The organism is Okeania sp. SIO2C2, from assembly GCF_010692625.1.
Classification (GTDB): Bacteria; Cyanobacteriota; Cyanobacteriia; order Cyanobacteriales; family Microcoleaceae; genus Okeania; species Okeania hirsuta.
On the sequence record NZ_JAAHGM010000033.1, the window covers coordinates 21,281 to 44,890 of the forward strand.

Annotated in this window: 20 protein-coding genes; 3 read left to right on the forward strand and 17 right to left on the reverse strand. The window is 35.1% G+C overall.

Features of this window, described 5'->3' with window-relative positions; translation table 11 throughout:
* Positions 1-45: 45 nt before the first annotated feature.
* The 3 genes from F6K18_RS22790 to phnM form a co-directional block, all read right to left on the reverse strand.
* A complete protein-coding gene (locus tag F6K18_RS22790; RefSeq protein WP_287524372.1) occupies positions 46-723 on the reverse strand; it encodes an HAD-IA family hydrolase in 678 nt (225 codons plus the stop codon).
* Positions 724-1,655: 932 nt separating this feature from the next.
* Complete coding sequence (locus tag F6K18_RS22795; RefSeq protein WP_287524375.1) at positions 1,656-2,237, reverse strand: phosphonate degradation HD-domain oxygenase; 582 nt, start codon at positions 2,235-2,237, stop codon at positions 1,656-1,658.
* Between the two features lie 634 nt (positions 2,238-2,871).
* Positions 2,872-4,008, reverse strand: a complete 1,137-nt coding sequence (gene phnM, locus F6K18_RS22800) for a phosphonate metabolism protein PhnM (RefSeq protein ID WP_287524377.1) — start codon at positions 4,006-4,008, stop codon at positions 2,872-2,874.
* A gap of 111 nt (positions 4,009-4,119) precedes the next feature.
* On the opposite strand from phnM, the gene F6K18_RS22805 reads away from it, so the two are divergent.
* Positions 4,120-4,413 (forward strand): Dabb family protein, encoded by a 294-nt coding sequence (locus F6K18_RS22805; protein ID WP_287524380.1) that lies wholly within the window; start codon positions 4,120-4,122, stop codon positions 4,411-4,413.
* A 1,041-nt stretch (positions 4,414-5,454) separates the two neighbouring features.
* Here F6K18_RS22805 and phnL read toward each other — a convergent pair.
* The 10 genes from phnL to F6K18_RS22855 form a co-directional block, all read right to left on the reverse strand.
* Entirely contained in the window at positions 5,455-6,192 is a 738-nt protein-coding gene (gene phnL / locus F6K18_RS22810) for a phosphonate C-P lyase system protein PhnL (protein ID WP_287276122.1), read from the reverse strand.
* Positions 6,193-6,214: 22 nt separating this feature from the next.
* On the reverse strand, positions 6,215-6,340 hold the full coding sequence (locus tag F6K18_RS22815) for a hypothetical protein (RefSeq protein ID WP_287524382.1): 126 nt from the start codon (positions 6,338-6,340) through the stop codon (positions 6,215-6,217).
* Between the two features lie 432 nt (positions 6,341-6,772).
* Complete coding sequence (locus F6K18_RS22820) at positions 6,773-6,937, reverse strand: hypothetical protein (RefSeq protein ID WP_287524384.1); 165 nt, start codon at positions 6,935-6,937, stop codon at positions 6,773-6,775.
* Between the two features lie 406 nt (positions 6,938-7,343).
* A complete protein-coding gene (phnK, locus tag F6K18_RS22825) occupies positions 7,344-8,114 on the reverse strand; it encodes a phosphonate C-P lyase system protein PhnK (RefSeq protein WP_287524386.1) in 771 nt (256 codons plus the stop codon).
* A 569-nt stretch (positions 8,115-8,683) separates the two neighbouring features.
* Positions 8,684-9,607 (reverse strand): alpha-D-ribose 1-methylphosphonate 5-phosphate C-P-lyase PhnJ, encoded by a 924-nt coding sequence (locus F6K18_RS22830; RefSeq protein ID WP_287524388.1) that lies wholly within the window; start codon positions 9,605-9,607, stop codon positions 8,684-8,686.
* A 560-nt stretch (positions 9,608-10,167) separates the two neighbouring features.
* On the reverse strand, positions 10,168-11,238 hold the full coding sequence (locus tag F6K18_RS22835; protein WP_287524391.1) for a carbon-phosphorus lyase complex subunit PhnI: 1,071 nt from the start codon (positions 11,236-11,238) through the stop codon (positions 10,168-10,170).
* An 820-nt stretch (positions 11,239-12,058) separates the two neighbouring features.
* Positions 12,059-12,652 carry a phosphonate C-P lyase system protein PhnH gene (phnH, locus tag F6K18_RS22840; RefSeq protein WP_287524393.1) on the reverse strand — a complete coding sequence of 198 codons (594 nt, stop codon included), beginning with the start codon at positions 12,650-12,652 and terminating at the stop codon, positions 12,059-12,061.
* A gap of 109 nt (positions 12,653-12,761) precedes the next feature.
* The gene (locus tag F6K18_RS22845; protein ID WP_124146794.1) at positions 12,762-12,971 is read right to left on the reverse strand and encodes a hypothetical protein; all 210 of its coding nucleotides are present in this window, start codon (positions 12,969-12,971) and stop codon (positions 12,762-12,764) included.
* Positions 12,972-13,472: 501 nt separating this feature from the next.
* A complete protein-coding gene (gene phnG, locus F6K18_RS22850) occupies positions 13,473-13,916 on the reverse strand; it encodes a phosphonate C-P lyase system protein PhnG (RefSeq protein ID WP_124146795.1) in 444 nt (147 codons plus the stop codon).
* A gap of 424 nt (positions 13,917-14,340) precedes the next feature.
* On the reverse strand, positions 14,341-14,502 hold the full coding sequence (locus F6K18_RS22855; protein WP_287242669.1) for a hypothetical protein: 162 nt from the start codon (positions 14,500-14,502) through the stop codon (positions 14,341-14,343).
* A gap of 103 nt (positions 14,503-14,605) precedes the next feature.
* Between F6K18_RS22855 and phnF the strand changes: the two genes are divergently transcribed.
* Positions 14,606-15,337, forward strand: a complete 732-nt coding sequence (phnF, locus tag F6K18_RS22860) for a phosphonate metabolism transcriptional regulator PhnF (RefSeq protein WP_287524396.1) — start codon at positions 14,606-14,608, stop codon at positions 15,335-15,337.
* A gap of 10 nt (positions 15,338-15,347) precedes the next feature.
* On the opposite strand, the gene F6K18_RS22865 is transcribed toward phnF, so the two are convergent.
* The 3 genes from F6K18_RS22865 to F6K18_RS22875 all read right to left on the reverse strand — a co-directional run bounded on the left by F6K18_RS22865 (position 15,348) and on the right by F6K18_RS22875 (position 19,496).
* Complete coding sequence (locus tag F6K18_RS22865; protein ID WP_353735140.1) at positions 15,348-15,665, reverse strand: hypothetical protein; 318 nt, start codon at positions 15,663-15,665, stop codon at positions 15,348-15,350.
* Between the two features lie 579 nt (positions 15,666-16,244).
* On the reverse strand, positions 16,245-16,505 hold the full coding sequence (locus tag F6K18_RS22870; RefSeq protein ID WP_287524398.1) for a hypothetical protein: 261 nt from the start codon (positions 16,503-16,505) through the stop codon (positions 16,245-16,247).
* A gap of 258 nt (positions 16,506-16,763) precedes the next feature.
* On the reverse strand, positions 16,764-19,496 hold the full coding sequence (locus tag F6K18_RS22875; protein WP_287524401.1) for a CBS domain-containing protein: 2,733 nt from the start codon (positions 19,494-19,496) through the stop codon (positions 16,764-16,766).
* A gap of 472 nt (positions 19,497-19,968) precedes the next feature.
* Between F6K18_RS22875 and F6K18_RS22880 the strand changes: the two genes are divergently transcribed.
* Entirely contained in the window at positions 19,969-20,562 is a 594-nt protein-coding gene (locus tag F6K18_RS22880; RefSeq protein ID WP_287524404.1) for a Uma2 family endonuclease, read from the forward strand.
* Between the two features lie 54 nt (positions 20,563-20,616).
* On the opposite strand, the gene F6K18_RS22885 is transcribed toward F6K18_RS22880, so the two are convergent.
* Complete coding sequence (locus F6K18_RS22885; RefSeq protein ID WP_287524407.1) at positions 20,617-23,400, reverse strand: hypothetical protein; 2,784 nt, start codon at positions 23,398-23,400, stop codon at positions 20,617-20,619.
* Positions 23,401-23,610: the final 210 nt, after the last annotated feature.

The following is a 23,610-nucleotide window of genomic DNA, read 5'->3' on the forward strand; positions in this document are numbered from 1 at the left end:
ATCAATTATCAATTAATGAATTCTTCCTTCTTCCTTCTTCCTTCTTCAAAATAATGCTGGTAGTTGCCATAATTGGGGTTGAAATTCTGTTAAGGAATTAAGAATTTGATGGGCGGAATAAAATAAGGTTTTATCCATATCAGGATCTGGTACAACTACTACGGACATTCCTGCTGCTAAGGCAGCTTCCATTCCTGCTAAAGAGTCTTCAAATACTAAACAATTTTTGGGATAAGCATCTAATCTTTTGGCAGCTATTAAGAAAATATCTGGTGCTGGTTTTCCATTTTTAAGATTAGGGTCATCTCCTACAACAATATGGTTAAATAATTGAAACCATTCTTGATGATTTTTTGTTTTTAAATTAAATGGTTCCCTGGAAGAACTTGTAGCTACAGCTTGAGGTATTTTATTTTGATATAAATGTTGGGTAAGATGAACTGCACCTGGCATTGGTTTTGCTTCAGGAAAGCGTTGATATGTGAGGGTATTTCTTTGTTGAAGATAATTTTCGGGAGTGACGGGTAGTTCTAATAATTCTACAATTGCTTTGGCAGAATCAATTGATTTTCTACCAGTAATTTTACACTTAGTTTGTTTGTCGAATTTTTTGCCATAACGACTGGTAATTTCTGAATTTACCTGAGCATGAATTGATTCTGTATCTAGTAGTAAACCGTCTAAGTCATAAATAACATGAGTGATTTTTGGGAATTTATTCATCGGTTTTTTATAGTTATAATTAATTTGTTATACCGTTTTTACGAGTTTTCGCTATAGATATTTGGGGTATTTTTAGTAGTAAGTAGTCAGGAGAAATAAAATCTATCCTTTTAGTAAAATAGATATGAAAACAATTTATACCAAATTCATTAAGAAGTTGTATATAATAATATTTTAATTGTACGCTCTTTATCAAGAGCAGTTCTATTTTAATTATCTTAATTATTAAAAGTGGTTGATTTATTCTCAATCAGTCATAATTAATTGTGATAATTACTTGATTTTGTAATTTTGAAAAATCAATCTAAGATAATATAGCAGAAAAACTATTCTATTATTTTATTTCTCCGATTTACTACCTGTTAATAACTAAATTTATGTAAGCATTCAGCCGTCAGTCAGCCTCCTATCGGAGGAACTGCGTTAACAGCTATTGCTTTTAGTTTACGATAAAAGCTTTATTAATTGTCTTACTACAAAAGTCGGTTCTCTTAACCTTAAAGTCTATTTTAATTTAAACACTGTTCTTAAAGAGAAAGTATTGTTGATGTTTGCGCAGCATTCCGCAGGAAAAGCTGATAGCTAATAGCTGTTTGCGCAGCAGTCCGCAGGAAATGCTTACAAATTTATTAACTTATATCTAGGGTGGTTTTCCTGTTTTAAATTGATAGAAAAATTCATGAGTAATAAATTGTTAATATTACAAAATTATCATATTTTTATATTTTTTTTTGTTTAATAACCCGCCATCTATATAGCAATCCTAAATAGGTTGTGACAAATCAAAAAGTAGATAAAAAAACTGAAACTCCTACCTATTGCCTGTTGCCTGTTGCCTAAAAGTTGTAAGATTTTTATACACAAGTAAAATAGGATTGCTATAGGATGTTTACAATTGGTTGGAGTTTGAGTCCCCATCCACTTTTTCCTTTTTATTTCTTTCTTCTTTCTTCTTCCTTCTTCCTTCTTCCTTCTTCAAGGATTATCTGATTAAAGTGTTTTAAATCTGGAGTTTTAAAACCAACAACTTTAGCTTGGTCATCCCAAATTCTTAGTTTTACTGCATCTTTTGCATAGGGTTGATGAATAAATTGAGCAGCAGCATCAGAAGAAAATACTCCTCCTTGTAATTCTAAACTTTGTTGAGAAGCTGGTGATAAAGCTGAATAATAGTTAGGTTTTGTTGCACAAAGATAACGTTTTGCTTCAACATGAAGGCGAATTGGTTCTGTTACAGCTTCTCCAAATAAATGTTTTAAATATTTGATACTACGATATTCGTGATGGTCGTTAATACCTTTGTTTGCAGCATCTTCTCCTAAGTTGTGAATTAGATGTCCTAAGTCGTGAAATAAGCAAGCCACAATTAGTTCATTATTGGCTTTTTCTGTTTCTGCTAAAGTAGCACATTGGAGAGCGTGTTCTAGTTGACTAATAGATTCTTGATTATATTGAATATGACCTTTTGAGGAAAGAATTTGAATGATTGTTTTTATATCGGGTTTCATTTTCATTGTGTATTTATAAGTGATAAAAAATAATACCAAATATCAAAAGTATTGCTACATATCTTTGAGGGTTAGGGAGTAGGGAGTAGGGTTCAAAGAAATAAGATATTTTGGTTTAATACCGGGAATCGTTACAAACATTACTTAACCATTATTATTACTTAATAACTGAATTTTTCATGAAGTATAGCATTATTTTTGGGAATTGGTATAATTAGTTGTTAGGGGTTAATTAAAACAGATTTACTGTTGACTTTATAATTCTAGTAAATAAAATTTTACCGTTATTTGATGGTGTTTTTTGGGGTTATATATTTCAGTAAAATCATGGCTTTTTTAACCATTAACTAGATTTTTTGACTAGGGTAAAAATTTACCAGAGCAACCTTCATACTAAGTTTTAAAATTTTGTTAAGGGGAATTAGCCCACAAATTTTTACAGCCTAAAATACTTGATTGATTTGACATTTAATTTTGGCAAAATTTCCGTGAAGTAAGACTTAAAAAAATCCTCCCTTCTGTAAAATCAACAGTTTAAGCAACACGACCTAAAATACCTGATTGATTTGACATTTAATTTTAGCAAAATTTCCGTGAAGTAAGACTAAAAAAAAATCCTCCCTTCTGTAAAATCAACAGTTTAAGCAACACGACGACCATTAATAATCGCTGAAGTTAAATGTGGAACTATACCATCATCATGTACCGTAATTAAATCAGCACGTTTGCCAACTTCTAAACTGCCTCTATCGTGAGATAAATTAATAGTTTTAGCCGGATTAATTGTAACTAATTTCATAGCTTCATATAAAGGTTTACCAATTTTCTGACTAATAATAAAAATAGATTGTAATAAACTGCGAGGTACATAATCTGAAGAAATTACATCTACTAAATTTTGCTCTACCAATTCCATTGCAGATACATTTCCAGAATGAGAACCTCCTAATACTAAATTTGGCGCTCCCATCAATACTTGTAATCCAGAATTATAAGCTTCTTTTGCCGCTTCTAAAGTAGTTGGAAATTCTGCTAAAACTGCCCCATTCTCTAAAGCTTCTTGCACATGACTTATTGTTGCATCATCGTGAGAAGCTAGGGAAATTCCATTTTGTTTTGCTAATTCAACTAATGCTTGACGATTTTTAGGAGCATATTGTTGTTGAGTTTCCTGACGATGGGCAATAAATTTATTCATTTCTACTTCGCTAATTCCATATTTACCCATGTAATATTCTTTATATTTTTCCACACTCACAAATTGTCTTTGACCAGGAGTATGATCCATCAAAGACATGAGAGAAAGAAACGGATTATTTGCATATTTTTCCGCAGCAGTAAATATGTCTTCAAAGGAAATTTCACAACGTAAATGTAGCCGATGTTCTGTCAGAAATCTACCTGTTTTTTGTCCTTCAAAAATAGCTTCAATCATTTCACCAAAACGCTTAACTCGAACAGAATTAGGTTTAATATCTCCAATGGCGATCGCGTCACAAACTGTTGTAATTCCAGAAGTAATTAAGTCTCGGTCGTGGTAAGATACTGCTGCTGCTAAAGGCCATTTGACGGCAGGGCGAGGAGACATACATTTTTCTAGATTATCTGTATGAAGTTCTATCAGTCCAGGCATTAAATATTCTCCTTGACCATCTTGACCAATATTAACAATTCCTGGCTGAATTTCGGCTATTTTTCCATCACGAACTATGAGAGTACCAATAGTTTCTTGGTCTGGTAACTGTAGGCGATAGTTTGTGTAAATTTGTTCGTTCATATTTATTTAATCAACAGTTAATCTTAAATTAACCAATTGGAATTTTTAGTTTCTCTATAGTAACCTCTATTTCTGTTAAAATACAGGAGCAGTTTTGAAAGATTGATTTATATGATAGTACATATAGTTTTATTTAAGTGGCATCCAGATACTTCAGCAGAAACTATTACTTCGGTTATGTCTGCTTTGAAAGGAATGAAAGGGAAAGTCCCGGAAATAATTGATATATCTTGTGGGAATAATTTCTCGGAGCTTTCTCAAGGTTTTCAAAATGGTTTAGTAGTGCAATTTAAGGATAAAGCTGCTCTTGATGCTTATGCAAAAAATGCCTATCATCAAGAAATTATTAAGACTTTGATTAAGCCAATTTTGGCAGATAAAATTACTATTGATTATGAAGTTTAACTATTGTAAGCATTTCCTGCGGAATGCTGCGCAAACAGCTATTAGCAGTCAGCTTTTAGCTGTTTCATAAATAATGAATATACACTGCTAAGGTCAAGGTTAGTTTTTTTTACAATACTTTGAATTATCCTTAAATATCTCAATACTAATTCCTGCTATAAAAAGCAATGAATTAATAGCTTATAGCTGACCGCTGAATGCTTACTAACTATTTTCATTATTTCGAGGGAAGATCAATAAAAGTATGACAAAAGCCAAAAGGCTCATTAAGGCTAATTATTGATATTCTATGGTTTCTAATTTTTCATAAGCTCTAACTTTCTTTTGCGATAAAATACAAAACTTTCAACCTTCTCATTTTTTTCTTTTTCTAGATGTTGTTTTTAATAAAAACTACCCCATAGTCAAAAAATGACATTATTCAATGAAAAATGCTTTAAATTCAGTATTTGGGCTTGAAAATTGTTTAAGTTTAATTGCAAGCATTCAGCCATTATCAGTCATAAAACTCTCCCCTGAACGAAGTGTTTAAATGAATATAGACTTTAACGTCAAAGGAACATGCTTTTGTAATATTTAATTATCACTGGATTCTGGCTTAATAATACCCCTTAATATGTAAGCATTTCCTGCGGAATGCTGCGCAAACAGCCATAAGCAGTCAGCTCTTCCTGCGGAATGCTACGCAAACAGCTTTTTAATTCATAAAGCAACCATCGGCTTAACTTATTCATACATTTTCAACTAATTATTGGAAATCTCTCAATTACTTTTTGCTCCTTTAAAGGTAATAAAAAAAGCTGATAGCTGATGGCTGATAGCTGAATGCTTACCTGAATATAGGGTTTAATAAAGCTCAAAAGCAATAGCTGATGACTGATAGCTGACGGCTGAATGCTTAGGTTTCATTAAACATCTCCAAAAATAAAAAATAAAATCAATTATCCTACATAAATTATCAATTATTTCCCCCTACTCTGTACGGACGTTTCATGCAACATTCCTACTTCCTACTCCCTATTTTATGGAGATATCTATTAACTAAATTCCAAACATAATTTCCCTGGTACAAAGTCTTCTTTTTACTTCTTCATCATGGAAAATGCCGATTAAACCACACCCATTAACTAGGCGTTTTTCTAAAAGTTCAATTACTACTTGACGATTGACAGAATCTAGAGCTGATGTTGGTTCATCTAATAATAAAATTGGATAATCAACTGTTAAGCTTCTGGCGAGATTAATTCGTTGTTTTTCACCTCCAGAAAAAGTAGTAGGAGAAAGATGCCAAAGACGTTTTGGTAAATTCAATATATCGAATAATTCTGCCACTTTTTGATAGGCTACTTTTGGCTCAATTCCTAATTCTAATAAAGGTTCTGCTGCTACTTCTAAAGCTGGCACACGAGGAATTACTCGTAAAAATTGGCTAACATAACCAATAGTATTTTTTCGTACTTCTAATATTTGATGGGGTGCTAATTTAGGAAGATCGACCCAGGTAGATTTATGTTTGATTAAAACCGAACCTTTATCGACTCGATAGTTACCGTAAAGGCAACGCATAAATGTAGATTTTCCCGAACCAGACTTACCAGATAAAGCAATACATTCTCCTGCTGTTAAACTGAGAGAAATATTTTTTAAGACTGATAATTTTACTCCGCCTTGGTTGTGTAAAGTAAAGCTTTTTTCTAATGCTTCTGCTTTTAATAATAAAGAGTTTTCTGGGAAAGTATTTTCTGGCTGATTATTTGCTGTTAGTGGTTGAGTAGTCATTTCAGTTATCAATTATTAGTTATCAGTTATCAGTAAATCTTGCTGTTTGCGCAGCATTCCGTAGGAAAGCAAGAGGATTTAAATCTGGAATATTCTGTTTTCTCATCCCTTGAAAAAGGGAAGCTATTAACCATAAATTTTCGGTCATAAATCATTTTTCATATTTGAGTACCGTGAGATGTTGATGGTGATTTTTTTTTGTTTCTCGTAAGTTGGGTAAAACCAAAAAATATGGCAAAGATAGCAATAGTTAAAAGTCAAATTATTGCGATGACTGAAACTAGAAATTTTGATAATTATTCACCTAATATTTAACTACTGTATAGGTTTTGGTGAGATGATTTATCCTCTTAACGAAACCTATCATTATGATAATTTTTGCCTAATTATTTTGCTGTTTTTTTGAGTAGTCGATAAATTTCGACTACACTATTTTCTAGCTGATGATTAGTTATTAAGGTTTGAGTAGTCATCAATAATTTCTTATCTCTAAGTCAGGTGAGATACTAATGCTGAAAAATTTGCTTCTCACCATGTTGGGTCAACTCAAAAGAGACTAGATAATTTGATAATTCCTTAGTCAATATTCAACTACTGTATAGTTGTTTTTGATTGTCATATTGCTGAAACAAGCAAAGGGATGAGAATTTCTTCCTAATTTTTTTGCTTGTGCTTTGAGTAGTCGAGAAGTTTCGACCACACTATTTTCTAGTTGATGATTAGTTGTTATTAGTTGAGTAGTCATCAATAATTTTTCATATTTGAGTACCGTGAAATGCTGATGCTGAAAAATTTGTTTCCCGTAGGTTGGGTCAACTCAAAAGATTTGACAAATATAGCAATAGGTAACAGTCAAAATTTGGCAGAAGTCAGGAATAGGCAAAAGAAAAATGTACGTCAGACAAACCAGGACAAAAAAAGATGTAATTTTGACTTTTGTCATAATTTTTTTTCCCTCGCTCTTTCTTCCTTAATATTATGTCCGTTGGCGCGCGTTTGTGTAAACCAAAGCGTGAATATATACAGGAAATTAAAGTTTTTTTCTTGCTCTTAAACCTTCCTACCTTTTCCCTTTTCCCTCTTCCCTCTTCCTTCTTCCTTCTTCCTTACCTTCACGCTTACAATACTGATGCTGCCGGACATGATATAACTCATGGAATTAATGTTGAACTAACTAATTGTTGAGTATAAGAATGTTGAGGGTCATCTAATACTTGATCAGTCAAACCAGACTCAACAATTTGCCCATTTTTCATTACTAATAAACGGTGAGCAAGTAATCTAATCACCCCTAAATCATGGGTAACTAAAATAACACTTAAACTGAGATTTCGCACCAGAGAACGAATTAAATCTAATAAACGAGCTTGTACCGAAACATCTAAACCTCCAGTAGGTTCATCCATTAATATTAACCTCGGTTTTGTGACTAAAACACGAGCTAATTGTAAACGTTGTTGCATCCCTCCAGAAAACATTTTTGGTAAGTCATCTATTCTATTAATATCTATTTCTACTTGCCTTAACCAATAAGCTGCTTCTTCCCGAATTTTTCCATAATTTTTTACTCCTATATTCATTAAACGTTCGCCAATATTTGCTCCAGCAGTTACATTCATTCGTAAACCATCACGAGGATTTTGTTGAACAAACCCCCATTCATTTCGCATTAATAAACGACGACGAGTTTCTGATAGTTTTGGGAGTGTTAATACTTCTCCGCTAGAGGTAGTATAGGTGATATTTCCGTACTCAATTGGTATATATCCTCCAATAGCATTTAATAAAGTAGATTTACCTGAACCTGATTCTCCTACTATTCCTAAAACTTGGGCAGGATAGAGATTAAAAGAAACACGGTCACAAGCTTTTATATTTCTATAAAACTTACTCAACTTTTCAACATTTAATAATGGTTCCATAATCCACCATGATGTAGTTTTAATTTAGCTTTTATGTAAGCATTTCCTCCGGAATGCTGCGCAAACAGCAGTCAGCTATCGGTTGTCAGCTTTATTACCTTTAATGGACAATTTAAGCCCGTTGTTCTTGTGCTTCAATTCTTAGTTTAAAAATGTAGTAGAAGTAAAGCAAATACTTGGTTCATTTATTTTTATTGCGCTTGAGCTGACCACTAATAGCTGAATGCTTACATTTTAACACTGTCCTTAAGGAGAGAGTCTTTTTGCGCTATAGCTGACAGTTAATAGCTGAATGCTTACCTTTTATTTATTTAATTCTCTTCCTTTTAGAGAAAGGTAATTATCAATTATCAATTCTTGAAACGGTGCTTACCGAATAATTAATAATTAATAATTTTTAATTAAATAATTCAGCTTTATTAGTCTCCTCTTTCAAGGGGAAAAAAAGTGCTAGGATATTTCCTTATATTCAATTCCGTAACGGTTAAAACCCGAGGTAATTATCCATTATCCATTAATGAAAATTGGTTGGGGTTCTCAGACAGGAAGTGCTGTATTAAAGACTATGCTCATCCACTTTTTCCTTCTTCCTTCTTCCTTCTTCCTTCTTCAAGTTGTTTTTGCCGTTGATGACAATAATCTGTATCAGAACAGACCCACATTTTATTTCCTAGATCGTCTATCAGAATTTCATCCAAAAAACTTTCTGTAGAACCGCAAAACTCACAAGCTTTATCCCATTTTTCTACAGTAAAAGGATAATCTTCAAAATCTAAACTTTTCACCTGAGTATAAGGAGGTATTGCATAAATTCGCTTCTCTCTTCCCGCACCAAAAAGTTGTAAAGCAGGTAAATAATTCATTTTAGGATTATCAAATCGTGGGATAGGAGTCGGACTCATTATATAACGGTCATTTACCATTACTGGATAATCATGGGTCGTAGCAAAATCTCCTAACCTCGTAATATCCTCATACAATTTTACATACATTGCTCCATAATCTTCTAAAGCGTGCATTTTTCTAGTTTCTCTTTCAGAAGGTTCTAACCATCTCAAAGGTTCCGGGATAGGCACTTGATAAACAATAATTTGACCTTCCTGAAGTGGAGTTTCAGGAATCCGATGGCGGGTTTGAATAATTGTTGCTTCTGTAGTTTTTTCTGTTGTTTCTATTCCACAAACTTTCACAAAAAAACGACGAATATTTACTGCATTTGTTGTATCATCTGCTCCTTGGTCAATTACTTTTAAAATGTCTTTTTTTCCAATGATTGAAGCTGTAACTTGAATGCCACCCGTACCCCATCCATAAGACATTGGCATTTCTCTGGAACCGAAAGGTATTTGATGACCAGGAATGGCGACTGCTTTGAGTAAAGCACGGCGAATAGAACGTTTTGTTTGTTCATCTAAATAGGCAAAGTTAAAACCATTTTCTGGTGAGTTATTTACTTTGCCATTTGTGCTTTCTAGATTTTGGTTATTTAACATATACAGAATTTAAATTAATAGGGAATAGGGAATAGGGAATAGGCAACAGGCAACAGGCAACAGGCAACAGAAATTCGTAGCAAACATTTATCAAACTGTTATTAGGACTCAGGAGTCAGGAGTCAGAATAAATAACTTAAATATCAGGTGGTGGTGTATTGTAATGGTCGTGCATTGTCATTATTTTTATTACAAGAACAGTGGGAGCATCTTGCTCCTGTACCAAGTATTCCTTTCTGTTGTTGGCTATATTTATCTCCGAAAAAAATATCAATACCACTTACCGAATAATTATGCTTTAAAGCCTCTCCTTTAAAGGAGAAAAAAGAAAAAATTTTCCTTTTAGTCAATCCTCTTCTTTTCAAGGAGAGATAATTGTTAATTATTCATTATTCATTATTCATTATTCATTGTTGAACACCTAATACCAAGAGTGAAAAAAGAATTATTAACTTAGACGACACTTAAATTATCAACTAATTAATACTAGGGAGTCAAATTAGGTAATTAATTTTGCCTAAGCAATTAATTATTCATTATTAATTATTCATTATTAATTATTAAATGTGTTCCTTCCGTAGCTTTCTAATTAAATTTATTTCTGCTTGAAAATCAATATAGTGAGGTAATTTTGAATGTTGTACAAACCCTTGAGCTTGAACATTATCTGAGTGATACAAAACAAACTCTGGATCTTGAGCAGGTCCTTGTATTTCCTCTCCCAATTCTTTAGCTTGCATAGCACGGTCTACTAACGCCATTGACATTGCTTTTCGTTCGTTATAGCCAAAAGTTAAACCATAACCACGAGTAAGTTGTGGCGCTGCTTCCTTACTACCTGTAAACATATTTACATTTTCAGCTTCAGTAATAGTAATCTCAGCGATCGCTATTTCAAAACCCAGTTCTTCTGGAAAAATAAACACCTCAACTTCTCCCATTTTTATTTCCCCAGCAAAGGGATGAGTACGACCATAACCCCTTTGAGTTGAATACCCTAAACTAAGCAAAAAACCCTCATCTGCACGAGCTAAATTTTGTAATCTCGCATCTCTTTCAGCAGGTAATTTTAGAGGTTTTCTTGTTAAGTCATAAGGTTGTTTTTCATCCTCTGTTTTTTCCTCATAAACTAATCCTTCTTTTTCTAAAATATTCATTACCCTGGGAAGATTTTCATCTAAGTTGAAATTTTGACTTTGAGGAGCAGTATAGTTATTTCCTTCCGCAGCTAATTTAAAGTCTAATAGTCGATGAATATAATCAAAAGTTGGTCCTAAATATTGACCCCCCGGAATATCTTTAAATATTGCAGAAATTCGCCGTCGAATCTTCATTTTGCTAGTATCCAATGGTTGACTATAATAAAGTCTTGGTAAAGTAGTTCGATATGCTCTTAATAAAAATATTGCTTCAACTAAATCGCCCCATGATTGTTTAATTGCTAAAGCAGCTAGGTCTCGATCATATAGGGCACCTTCGCACATAACTCTATCAACTGCGAGGGTAAGTTGTTGTTTAATGTGCTCTAAACTTAGTTCAGAAATATTGGGGTCTCCCCGCCGTAAAGCTTGCAATAGTGCTTCGGCATTTTTGATTGCTTTTTCTCCACCTTTTACTGCTACATAAGCCATGTTGTTTTACCTCAATTTTTGTAATAATTCAGCTTTCAGCCATCAGCTATTGCTTTTAGTTTACGATAAAAGCTTTTGACGATAAAAGCTTTATTAATTGTCTTTCTACAACAGTTGCCTCCCTTGCCCTTAAAGTCTATTTTCATTTAAATACTGTCTTTAAGGAGAGAGTCTTGTTGCGCTGGAATTGACAGTTAGTAGCTTGAATTTTACCAAATTTTTCTCTTAGTTTGCCGTTTTTTTTATAAGCATTCAGCGGTCAGCATTCAGGACTTCAGCTATCAGCTTCATTACCTTTAATTGACAATTAAAGCTCGTAGTTCTTGTGCTTCAATTTTCTAGTTAAAAATGTAGTATAACTTAAGCGAATGCTTGCTTCATTCGTTAAAGATATAGCGTTTCTCAGTAAGTGTGAGATACACTCTTATCTTTACTTTACTGTTGCCTGTTGCCTGTTGCCTAAAGCCTAGAGTTTTGTACCTCACTCTTTTTGGAAATTGCTATATCAGAGCTAACTGCTAATAGCTGTTTACCGAAGAATTAATAATTAATTATTAATGATTAATTATTAAATAATTCTGGTTTAAAGCCTCCCCTTTTAAGGGGAAAAAGCGGTCGATCTTCGTAGCTTCCCGAAGGGTGGGATGGCGATCTTCGGAGCGGGTCTGCAAGAACGGGTCTCCTCGCTGTCCTCCAATCGATCAAGAGAAAAGAAATAATATTTCCTTATATTCAATTCCGTAACGGTTTTAACCAGAGGTAATTATCAATTATCCATTATAAATTATCAATTAATTAAGCAGCATTTCGCAGGAAATACTTACGTTTTTACTAATCTACTTTTAGTTGTTCTTGGTAAACCAATAACTGTATTTTGAGCAAAGAAAAATATATCTACTCCTAAAGGATAATTATTAAAGTTAACTTCCCATTCTGACCAGAAAAATTCCGGTAATTTCGGAATTGAAATTGCTATTTCTTCTAAAATTCCCGGTCCTTTCAATATAACTTTATCGCCAGATTCTAAATTCGATCCTTGCACAAATAAAGTAGTTGAATTTTCTGGTTCTTCTGCTGTTCCATGATGAAAATTTGATAGCTTGGGAATAGTTTGAATATTCTTTATTACAGCAAAGTCAGCAATTTGAGAATTTTCGGTAAAATGACAACCTGTGTGAAACAATAACCAAGCTTTTACATCTTGATGAAAATCTGAACTTAACCATACTTTTGTCTCCAAATCTAACATTGTCAAACAGGCAGCAGCACAAGCTATATTCAAGTCAGATGGTGGTGTTAATTTAGCATCTATTTTTTGCTGCTTTCCTGGATAAGATAAGGCATTTAGTAGATGGGTAAAAGTTCTTTGAGAATCATGTACAATATCAGGCAATCCTGGTAGTTTAGTAATCATAAAAAAAGCTTTGAAGCTAACAAGTACCTGTGACAATTAGTTGATTGATTTATTATTAGAAATATAGCGTTTATCAGCCTAATGAGGTACACTTATCTTTATTGTTCTTCTATTCCCTGTTCCCTTTTCCCTCTCTTGGTGCGCGTTCCCTCTCTTGGTCAGCATTCCCTCTCTTGGTCGGCATTCCCTTGCGACTGGCATCGTCGCGGGGTCTGACCGCTTGTGTCTGTCGCCGACGCGGGGTCGCACCGCTGTTTCCTAAAACTAACGAATTGGCGTTGCTGAGTGGTAATAATTTTGAGATTAACTTTGGGCGCAAAACATCAGTTTTTCAATTTTACCTTCAGCTAATAGACATCTCCAAGAATCAAAAATCAATATCTATATCCCAAAGGAATTATCAATTCTTTACCCCTATAGCAAAGCTGCCTACTCCCTACTCCCTATGGGTGGAGTAGATGTCTAATTAGGGTTTGCTGAAAAAGTATTTTAGTAGGGGTAGGAGACAGGAGACAACCCACCCCTCGCCCCTCCCAGGAGGGGAGAAATGGGAATGAGCGAGGAAGTAGGAGTAAGAATTGTAAGAATGATTTTTCTGCCCAACTATGCGCCTAAAATACGCTGCTTTTTGAGCGTTTTAGACTGAAATAGGCGCACTTTTTTCGTTCCCAAAAAGGCTAAAGTCTTTATATGTCAATGCTTTTATATTTAATCAGCAAGCCCTAATTATCATTACATTTAAGCAACGCCAACGAATTTTGTACCTCACGCTTCTTGGGAATTGCTATAACACTAATAATACACCTCACACAAAAATTGATTAATCCCCTCTGGCAATAGTAAAAAAATTAACTTTCGTAGCTTCTGTTTGTAGTTGTTCAATTTCCTTTTGGTGATTAACTTCTGCTTCAATAAATTCAAGAACGACAGACTTTACAACATCATGCCATTCAGGCAGTTGCATTAAACCATCGCACAAAGCAGCAAGTTCAGCATGACGATGCGATCGCCCTGCCACATAACCAAAACCCATAACATCCTCTATCTTGACTGCACAACGAGTAATAGTTATTTCCCCTAGATTAAATATTTGTCCCGTTCCACCAGCGCGGCCTCGTACCATTGTCAGACCTATTTCTGGTGGCCTTATAAAGTTGTATGCAGGCAATTTGCCTATCTCTGCAACTTTTGTCTCTAACTGCTTCAAATTAGATTTAGCTAAGGTTTTTATCCATCCCTGTCGCATTTCTGTTTGAATGTCCATAGATTGGTTTTCCAGTCCAATTCACCAGAGCAATATTTGTATATACAAATTCCAATATATACAATATATAATAGATATATACTTTTTATTCAAAAAAAACTAACTGCTACATTGCGGTTGTCATAATGGTCAAAATATTAGTATTCAATTATCGAGTAAACGCCCATTTCTCAAAGTAATATCTGGCAATTTAGGGGGTGGGGGTGATCTCTATGAATAATACCAATTTACTTTAAAGATGTCACAAATAGTTTCAAACCGAATATCTGAAATAATTTCCTGAAATTACTGTGGGATCAAACTTTGGAGTCTATAAAATTTTACTTTTAACTTTTAATTTTTGACTGTCTTGAGTGCATCTTACATTCTGAGGGGGCCTCAGAATTACGCACTCGCTTTTGACTTCCGTGAAACGGTATAAGAGTCAATCTTCCAACTCAATTATCAATTCTCTGGAACTCATGACTTTTTGCAGATAACTGGCCAAGTTAGGCATATTTTTTTCTAATTCTGGAAAAAACTCAAAACTTTGTTCAATACCGTTAGTATATTTAACTGTAAGAGTGAATTTTATTGATTTACTCATACTCCTGTGCCTATTGCCCTTGATAATTGTTGGCTGCTCCACAATATTTATCTAAACTAGAAAAATATTAAACATAAATATATCTATATATATTCAAGATGCCATGAGCCGTGAAGTATTACCAGTTTATACTCGAATTGCTGAAGAATTACGCCAAAATATTCATCAAGGAATTTATAAAGTAGGAGATAAGTTACCAACTGAAGCTCAACTGAGCGAATATTTTTCTGTTAACCGTCATACATTGCGTAGGGCGATGGCCATTCTCAAAACTGAAGGGTTAGTGAGAGTCGATCGAGGTCGTGGGACTTTTGTTGTTGGTACACCAATTAAGTATTTTATTGGTAAAAGGGTGCGCTATAATCAAACTCTCATGGCCCAAGGCCAAAAGCCTAGTTTTAGATTGCTGCAAATGGTTGAAATACCTGCCGATGCTTCTATTGCTCAAGGATTAGAAGTAGAAGTAGGTACTCCTGTAGCTTTAATTGAACGTTTAGCATTTGCAGACGATCAACCTATTAATATTTCTAGTAGTCATTTTCCTTTAGATCGTTTTCCAGGAATTGTAGAGGAGGAAGCAATTGAATTTTTGCGAGAGAAAGGTTCAATTTCTAAGTTGTTAAGGGAAAAATATAATAGCGATCATATTCGTCGTACAACTCATGTTTATGCTCGTATAGTCAGATATGAAGATACTTCTGTGTTGGAAGTTCCTCTGAATCATCCTATTTTGTTAGCAGAGTCAATCAATGTCAATCAGGATGGCAATATTATTGAATATTGGGTGACTAGATTTAGAGGCGATCGGATGGAGTTAGTCTTTGAAAATGAATGAGCTTGAATATTTAAGATTGTTGAGAAAAACCTGAATCTTTCTTGATTTTTTCCAGCTGTTCCCATAGTTCCTGAATTTGCAGATAAGCAGATGTTGTTGAAATTTTTCCTGATGTTTGTAAACCACTGATATAATTTATTTTATGAGAAAATTCTTGTAATTTCGCATTGAAATTGATATTTGCTGGAGTTGCTTGTCCGTAATAGGGACTTTGTGGATATAGAAATTCATCCTTTTTCATTTCAGCTTTTCCTGAGTTTATTTCAAAAATTTTAAGTTTGTTTTTTCTCTTAATATAAAGTTTATGATATAAATTTTTATTTGCCAATGTTTAAAGTCTGTAATTTTAGTTAATATAGCAACCGCCTTGGCGGTTGCTATATAGTAGATAGAGACCATAACGCAGTAAGAAATATTCTAGCTAAAGGGATGGAGATGTTGGGAGTGATATTTAACAGTACCGAGGAGCACTCGGAAACTGGGGACAAAATCCCAAACGCTACAGGAGAGTTTGACCGCTGGATTGATAATAGCAATATTGTTAATGTAAGTCATTTCAATGAATGTAGAATCATCTTAGATGAGAATCCCGCATCATAATCTTAGATTTGATGCCGGGAGTATGTCAATTTTTGAGACTTAAGTAGACGGACATACATAATTAGTCATATCATCTCCACACTTTATCGTTTGTGTAAACCCAAGGGTGAATATCTACAAAAAATTTAAGTTTTTTTGGACTTTTAAGTCTTCTGTTCTAGATAACTAAAGCCTTCTTCCCTCTTCCTTAAAAATCTGGTTTTTAATCATGGAAAAGAACAGCTGTAAAAAATCATATTTTAGGAAAATTTTATACCACTCCTCTATGAATTATCAATATTCAAGTAAACTTGATATAATTACCTGATTAAATATTTTTCCGGTCTGAATTATTTTCAGGGTCTGTACCTATTCCTAAATTTTCCTTAGAATTTTTCAACTGTTTCCAAAGTTTTTTGATTTGCTCGTAAGCTTCTTCAGGAGAAATTTTTCCACCAGTTTCTAAACCGCAAATTATACTTACTCGTTGAGCAAATTCTTGCAGATTTGAATTAAATACTAAGTTTTCTGGGGTAAAATCACCTTGATATCGACTGCGAGGATACAAAAAATCATCATCAATTGCCATAGTTTTTTCCTGATAAATACCCTAAAAGGGAAAAGGGAACAGGGAACAGGGAACAGAGAACAGGAAATATAAGAATAGTCCTACAAGTATACCTGACTATCCTCAAAAGTGCTGTAATTTCTATTCTCTATTGTTGATATCAAATCCTCTTAATTCGGCATAAAAAAATGTTCCATCTCCCCACACTCCCCATCTCCCCATCTCCCCATCTCCCCACACTCCCCATCTCCCCATCTCCCCATCTAAATTACACTGATGCTACCGAAGAGGATAATACCTAGCTAAAAACTTCTCAGCATCAGAGCGATCGCTCACCACCCCATCCAAAGTAGCAGCTAAAAGAGCGTCCAACATTAACTTATATTCACGCCCCGGTTTATAACCCATCGCCTTCAAATCATTTCCATTCAAAACAGGTTTAATATTCGCCCACTGAGTCAAATATTGCCAAACCTGACGTCGCACCCAACGCTCGCATTGTACCGCAATTAAAATCAACATCGGTAGATCGTACCCCCTTAACAACCACACCACCTGACTCGGACTATTACATTCTGGCAAACTCTCCATCACCTTACCCTTTGCCAACTCCAACTGCTCCAGTCGCTTCACACTATCCACAGGCAACTGTAAATTTTTTCCCACCAAACCCCGGTATTCAGACTCCAAATAAGCAATCAAAACCTCCAACCGCATTTGCCAGTGAGATAAACTTTTCTGAGCATCAAAACGTTGCAGACACCTATCCATCAAACATACCTGCTGCCACAATTTCCGGTCTATATCCATAGTTGGATGCAGACAACGCAACGCCCCCAGACTTCCCAATAACTTTAAAGCAGGTTTCCAATAATTAGCTTGCAGAATATATTTCAACTCACTTTTGAGTCGAGTTTCCAAAGCAGGCACCCTTCTATTTTTTCCCGCCTTCCCAAGGTTTTGGCGGTGATATACCCCACTATTAATAGCGTAACGAATATACTCTTCTGTTTTTGCTTCAATTTCAAATCCTAATCTCACAGCAAACCGCACCGCTCGATAAATACGAGTAGGGTCTTCAATAAAACTGTTGGCGTGTAACACCCGCATTTGCTTCGCCTGCAAATCTGACACCCCACCAAAAAAGTCAAGCAATTCTCCAGCACGAGGTTCAGTCAGTCGTGCTGCCAAAGCATTAATAGTAAAATCCCGACGATACAAGTCTTGGCGAATTGAACTTGCTTCAACTTCTGGGTTAGCTGCTGGATAGGGATAAAATTCTGTGCGAGCAGTAGCAATATCTATCCACAGAGAGTCTAACACCGGGTCGTTGTGCCAAAGTAGGGCAGCAGTTTGAAATTGACCGTGAACTTCTAAACGTGCTGTGGGGTAAATTTTTTGTAGTGCTTTTGCCAACTCCACCGCTGGAGCTTTTTCTGTTTCCTCGGAGTGACAACCATCTACAACTAAATCGATATCTGTTAACAGTAGAGTCTCATCAAATTTTGATAATAATAAATCTCGCACCCCTCCACCAATTAGATATAGTTGCCAACCTCGTTTTTCTGCCAACTCAGCAACACGGGTGAGTAGTTGCCAAAGTTGAGGTGCAATACGTTCTTGTAAAAGTTCGGCAATTGATTTACAAGTTTCACCAGGTATACAACCAAGTTGTTCGTTTTGAGGGCGTTGTTGTTGATGCAATTCTCGTAAAACGTCGGTACGAGTAACTATTCCGACTAAACGGTTATTTTCCAATACAGGCAACCGTCCAATATCGTAAGTAACCATCAATTCTTCAATTTCTGGGAGAGTGGTTTCTGGAGAAATGGTTTTGAGTTGTGGTGTCATGTAACCTTTGACTGGAGCATGACTAAAACCATGGTGGAGAGCAATATCAATATCTCGCCGAGTAATAATTCCAGCTAATTCTCTGGATGAGTCTACTACTGATAAACCAGAATGACCGTAACGTAATAGTATGCGATGAGCTTCTTCTATGGATGTCTCAGGAGGAATGGTGCGAACTGGAGATGACATCAAATCTCTGGCGGTGGGAGGTTGAGGAATTTGATTTTTGAGTTGGTCTACCAGTTTGTCCAGGGTTGCTTCAGGGTTACTGTCTCGGAGAGTCACTGCTGCTGCTCGGAGATGACCACCACCACCGAGAGGTTGTAATAGTTCGCTGAGGTTGGTGTCTGGAATACGCGATCGCCCGATAATACTTAAGCTTTTTTCTGTTGTGTCTTTGAGGGGGTGGGTATGAGCTAGGAGGAGAGCGTCTATTTCTGTCAGGTCAATTAAACTAGAAGCTAAACTGGATAAACCGGGAACATATTCATCAGTGTGTAATAGTATCGACCCTATTTGATAATTTCTGACGGTGGAGCGTTGGATATTTTCCAGAGCTATTTTCAACAAATCTTGCAGTTGGGGAGATAAACCAGGTTCTACATATTCGGCGATTACAGGTAAACTCGCCCCCTGTTGCATCAACCATGCTAAAGCTGCTGCATCTCGTGGTGTTGTGTGGTCGAAGGTTAGGGAACCAGTATCAGCGTGGATACCAAGGGCCATAATTGTTGCTTCTGCTGGAGTTAAGACAGGGGTAGAATTGTTTTGGAGAGTCTGGAGTTTTTCTGTGATAAGGGTTGTGGTTGCTCCCACTGCTTCTATATAAGTTTGGGTAGCTGGAATATCACTTTCAGTTTCACAGTGATGGTCGTAGATGATAATTTCTGATAGGTGGGGTAGGTCTAACCATTGGGCAGTTTTTCCGAGTCGGGAGCGTGTTTGAGTATCAACTATATATATGGAGCGGATTTGTTTTGGGTTGACGGAGCGACGTTCGATGATGGCAAATTCGTCTCGATGGAGGGCAAGGAATTGTTTGACGGTGGGGTGACAACCGCCAGTTAGTACGAGGCGACTACCTGGGTGGAAGTGGGTTAGTCCGACGGCGGCGCCCAGGGCGTCGAAGTCTGCGGTTGTGTGGCATAAGATTATGTTCATTTTGGGGAAGTCAAAAGTCAAAAGTCAAAAGTCAAAAGTAATATTTTATGGGAACAGGACTTACACAAATTCACCTTAAAAACGCCATATGTAGGGGCGCAATTCGGAGCTTTGCGGAGCGCAAATGGCATTCGCCCTCTATCGATTTAGTGTCTGTGCGTAACTCCTGGGGAAGTCAAAAGTAAGATTTTATAGGCTTAAAAATTTTAGGATAGTATAAATAATTAAGTCATCTTTAGATGATTAAAGGTAAATGATTTATTATAACTAATTAACGAGACTTAATATTATTTCTATAGGATGAGATTGTTGAATAAGTTCACAGAATTCGTGAAGAGTATTCTCGTTCATTCAATCATGATTTGAAAGCGATATTTGCTGATTTACAGAAGCAGCAAGCAGAAAGTGGCATGAAAGTTGTGGATTTATCTCGAAAACCAGATATGACAAAACGTTGGAGGAGAAAAAAACTATGATTGCTCAACCCCAAGATTATCAAAAAATGTCCCCTGAAGAATACCTAGAATGGGAAGCTAAACAGGAATTTCGCCATGAATATGTAGACGGTGAAGTTTTAGCTATGACTGGAGGAAGTCTTCCTCATAATGATATTGCTCTTAATTTTTATACAGCTCTGAGACCCCATGTCCGTCAAAGAGGTTGTCGAGTTAATGTGTCTGATGCTCAAGTTCAAGATGCTAAAAATAATCGTTATTTCTATCCAGATTTAGTTATTAGTTGTAATCCTGATGATGTAAAATCCCGTAAATTTATCGAACATCCTAAAGTCATTGTTGAGGTGCTTTCCCCTAGTGCAGAAAAATACGATCGCGGTGATAAGTTGAAATATTATCGTCAATTTCCTAGTTTGCAAGAATATGTTTTAGTAGATTCAGAGTCAATTTATGTAGAAATTTATCAACGTGGGGAGGGGAAAATTTGGCATTATTGTGGGTATACAGAAGGTGAGTCTATTACATTAGAGAGTATTGAATTTACTTGTGCTATTGAAGTTTTATATGAAGGAGTTAATTTTGAAACTGATACCGTTGAGCTTCCTGAGTAGGGGAGTAGGGGAGTAGGGGAGTGGGGAGAAAGAATTGATGTATTAGTAAATATATTAGGCAATTAAAGTCGTTTCAATGACTTTTCTCAAATTTTTCCATGCTCCTTCTCCCTGGAATTGTTCCCAAAATGAGGAAGGTTTGTCATAAAAATAAAGTTGTTCTTCACTTAAGCAATAAACAACTGGCACTTCATACCATAATATATCTACATTATGAGCGAAAGGATTTTCTTGACGTATCTTCCTTTTATTTTCTTGGTCTAAATTATCGACAACAGCAACAGAAAAACAAATATTGGAAGGTATTCTAAAATTCTGAATTTGTGAACCAACAGATGTAGTAGTTTGATCTTTTCCATATTCTAAGCATTGAGTAGAATACTGTCTTAAACTATGTATATTAATAGAGGAGAAATAATCAATGATAAAAAAAGCATCTCCTCTCATATTCATAGGAAGTAAAGCAAAAGGAAGTTCAAAATTAGTGATTTTAGCTACACGCTCAAATTCATATTTTCCATCTTTACTTTGAACGTTATTTTGTATATCTACAGCACCTTGATTTCTGAGATTTTTATCAATTTTGCTTAAGTAGTTATTTAACCTTTGATTATTACTTTGTATTGTTTCGGGAGTTTGGTTTTGCAGAAACTTTTTAATTTGTAAATTTCCCATTTTCTGCAATACCTCTAAAAACTCAATATCTCGATCATCTAAAGAATAAAATTTTTCTCTAGGTTGATTAGTTATATAGTGTATAATTAGTAATAGTGGATGATAATAAGGATTTTGGCGAGAGACTCTATAATCTTTTAACTTAGAAACTAATACAGTTGTAAATTCCTGAGAAGATAAGTTAAAATTTAGGCTATTTATAAAGTAATCATTAATACCAACAGATTGGAGAAATGCCTGCCTTCCATAAATAGAAAGGAATTGCTGAAACAATTTTTGAAAGATTGATTCCAGTTCAGTAAGATCGTGTTCCCTTAAAATAGAAAATATTATTGCTTCAGTCGAATAAATTGTTTGATCATCAGTTAGCGTTATAGTAGTAAAAAAAGCAAATAAAAAGCGGGCAGAAACTTCTGCTGCATATTCACGAAATTGGTCATTTTTATCATTATCAGAATAATCTTGAACTCCTTTAACAATAATCATAGGAATTTCCTGAATTTCAGCTACTGCACCAATAGCTACACTTTCCATTTCTACTCCTAATATTTTCCGTTGTAATTTTTCAATGCGTTGGAAAAGTTGAGGGTCTTTTTGTACCTTACTCGTAGTAGCAATTGCACCAAGATGAATTTGAGGATTTAAGGGTTCTTTGTAGTGTTGATTTTCTAAAGATTCTAGATATTCTAGTCGTTCATTTTTAACTTCTTTAACAGCTTTTTCTGTTAATTCCAAGGAGTCTGTTTTTAATAATTCTTCCTCTCTTAATCGTTGAATTACTATTCTCCAATCTGGGCATTCTGTTTGTCTTTCTGAATCTTGCTCTGGTCTAGAATACTCATTTGGTTGTTCTTGATAATTATAGAGTTTGTGGAGTAACCAACGTTCTTGATGATAGTAAGATTTTGGTCTAGGAGTTTGAATAGTATTTAGCCAATCTTGGGGAAATTCTTGAATAGCAAATTCCCATTGAAGTTTGAGGTTATAAGTGCGAATATTATGGAATATTTCTTCAGTGCGAATTTGTTGATTATCTATTAATTTATCATAAGCAACAAATTTATCATGGTCAAACTTAAAGACTCGCTTAGCAACAATTACATCACCTAAAAAAACATCTTTTTTATTACCTGCACAGACTCCATTCATTGCTAAATAACGAGGTTTTAATTCAGAAATAAGTCGAGTTGCCAGAATACAGGTGTTAATTTCTCCCATTTCCACAGGTCGAGCTGCCACTATATTTAATGTAGTACCATTTTTATGAGATAAAGTAGTCTTGTAATAAGGGTAGCCCAAATTATCTGTTAATTCTTGCCAAGTATTTCCAAATTGATTATCACAGTTTTTCAGAGCATCTAATTCGTCCTTAAGAGCTGTAATGATTAGAAGATCAATAGTTACAAAATTATTTTCATATTCTGACGGAAACTCTGCCAAAAGTTTTTTAATAACAGGATGAGTCAATACAAATCCTAACTCTTCTTTTAACTCCTCAATTTCCTCTCTTAACCCTTCCTTTTCATCAACCAATAACTTTGCCAAAATATGAGAATTAAGTACCAAATTTTGATACTCCTTCCATAAATTAGTCTGCTCCAAAGGTTGAGCCAAAATCTCCACTAAATAAGGAAGTTTTTCTTGACCAGCTAACCCCAAAACCGGATTATCTTCCGGCAAACTTTCAGATAAAAGCTTCTCCATTTCCCAAATCGTCCTATCAGGATCTAAATAAGCTTGAGCAATCCACCTTTGAACCTTTCTTAACTCTCCAGATTGTTTTTTATCCGATTTTTTTTCCAAATAAAACCACAAAAACTCAGCCAATTCAAAAGGTCGTTTCCAACCAAACTTCTTCTCCAATTCCACCAACAAAACTTCCCTCACACAAGGCTCAACCTCATAAACTCCTTCTTGTAAAGGGCGACATAAAGAAGATAACAAAAAATTACTTTCTGCTATCCAATCAATATTTTCCTCATCCAAAAAATTAATCCGAATCAGATTAACTAATTCAGGGGTTAAAATCAATAACAACCCACAATGACAAGCAAGATTTAAATGTTTATCTCCAAAACGACGCTCAAATCTTACCACCTCTCGCACTGCATTCTCCGGGGAAAGCCACCTCCTTCTAATAACTGCCTCAATAGTTTTAGCCATACAAATTAACTCCTACTGGAAAAGAATATAGCAGTTTTAGATACCCCCTAACCCCCCTTAATAAGGGGGGAACCGCTTAAAAAAGAGGGAGCTTTCAAAGTCCCCCTTGAAAATGGGGATTTAGGGGGATCGTAAATGTTTCTCTCCAAAATAGTTTTAGCCATACAAATTAACTCCTACTGGAAAAGAATATAGCAGTTTTAGATACCC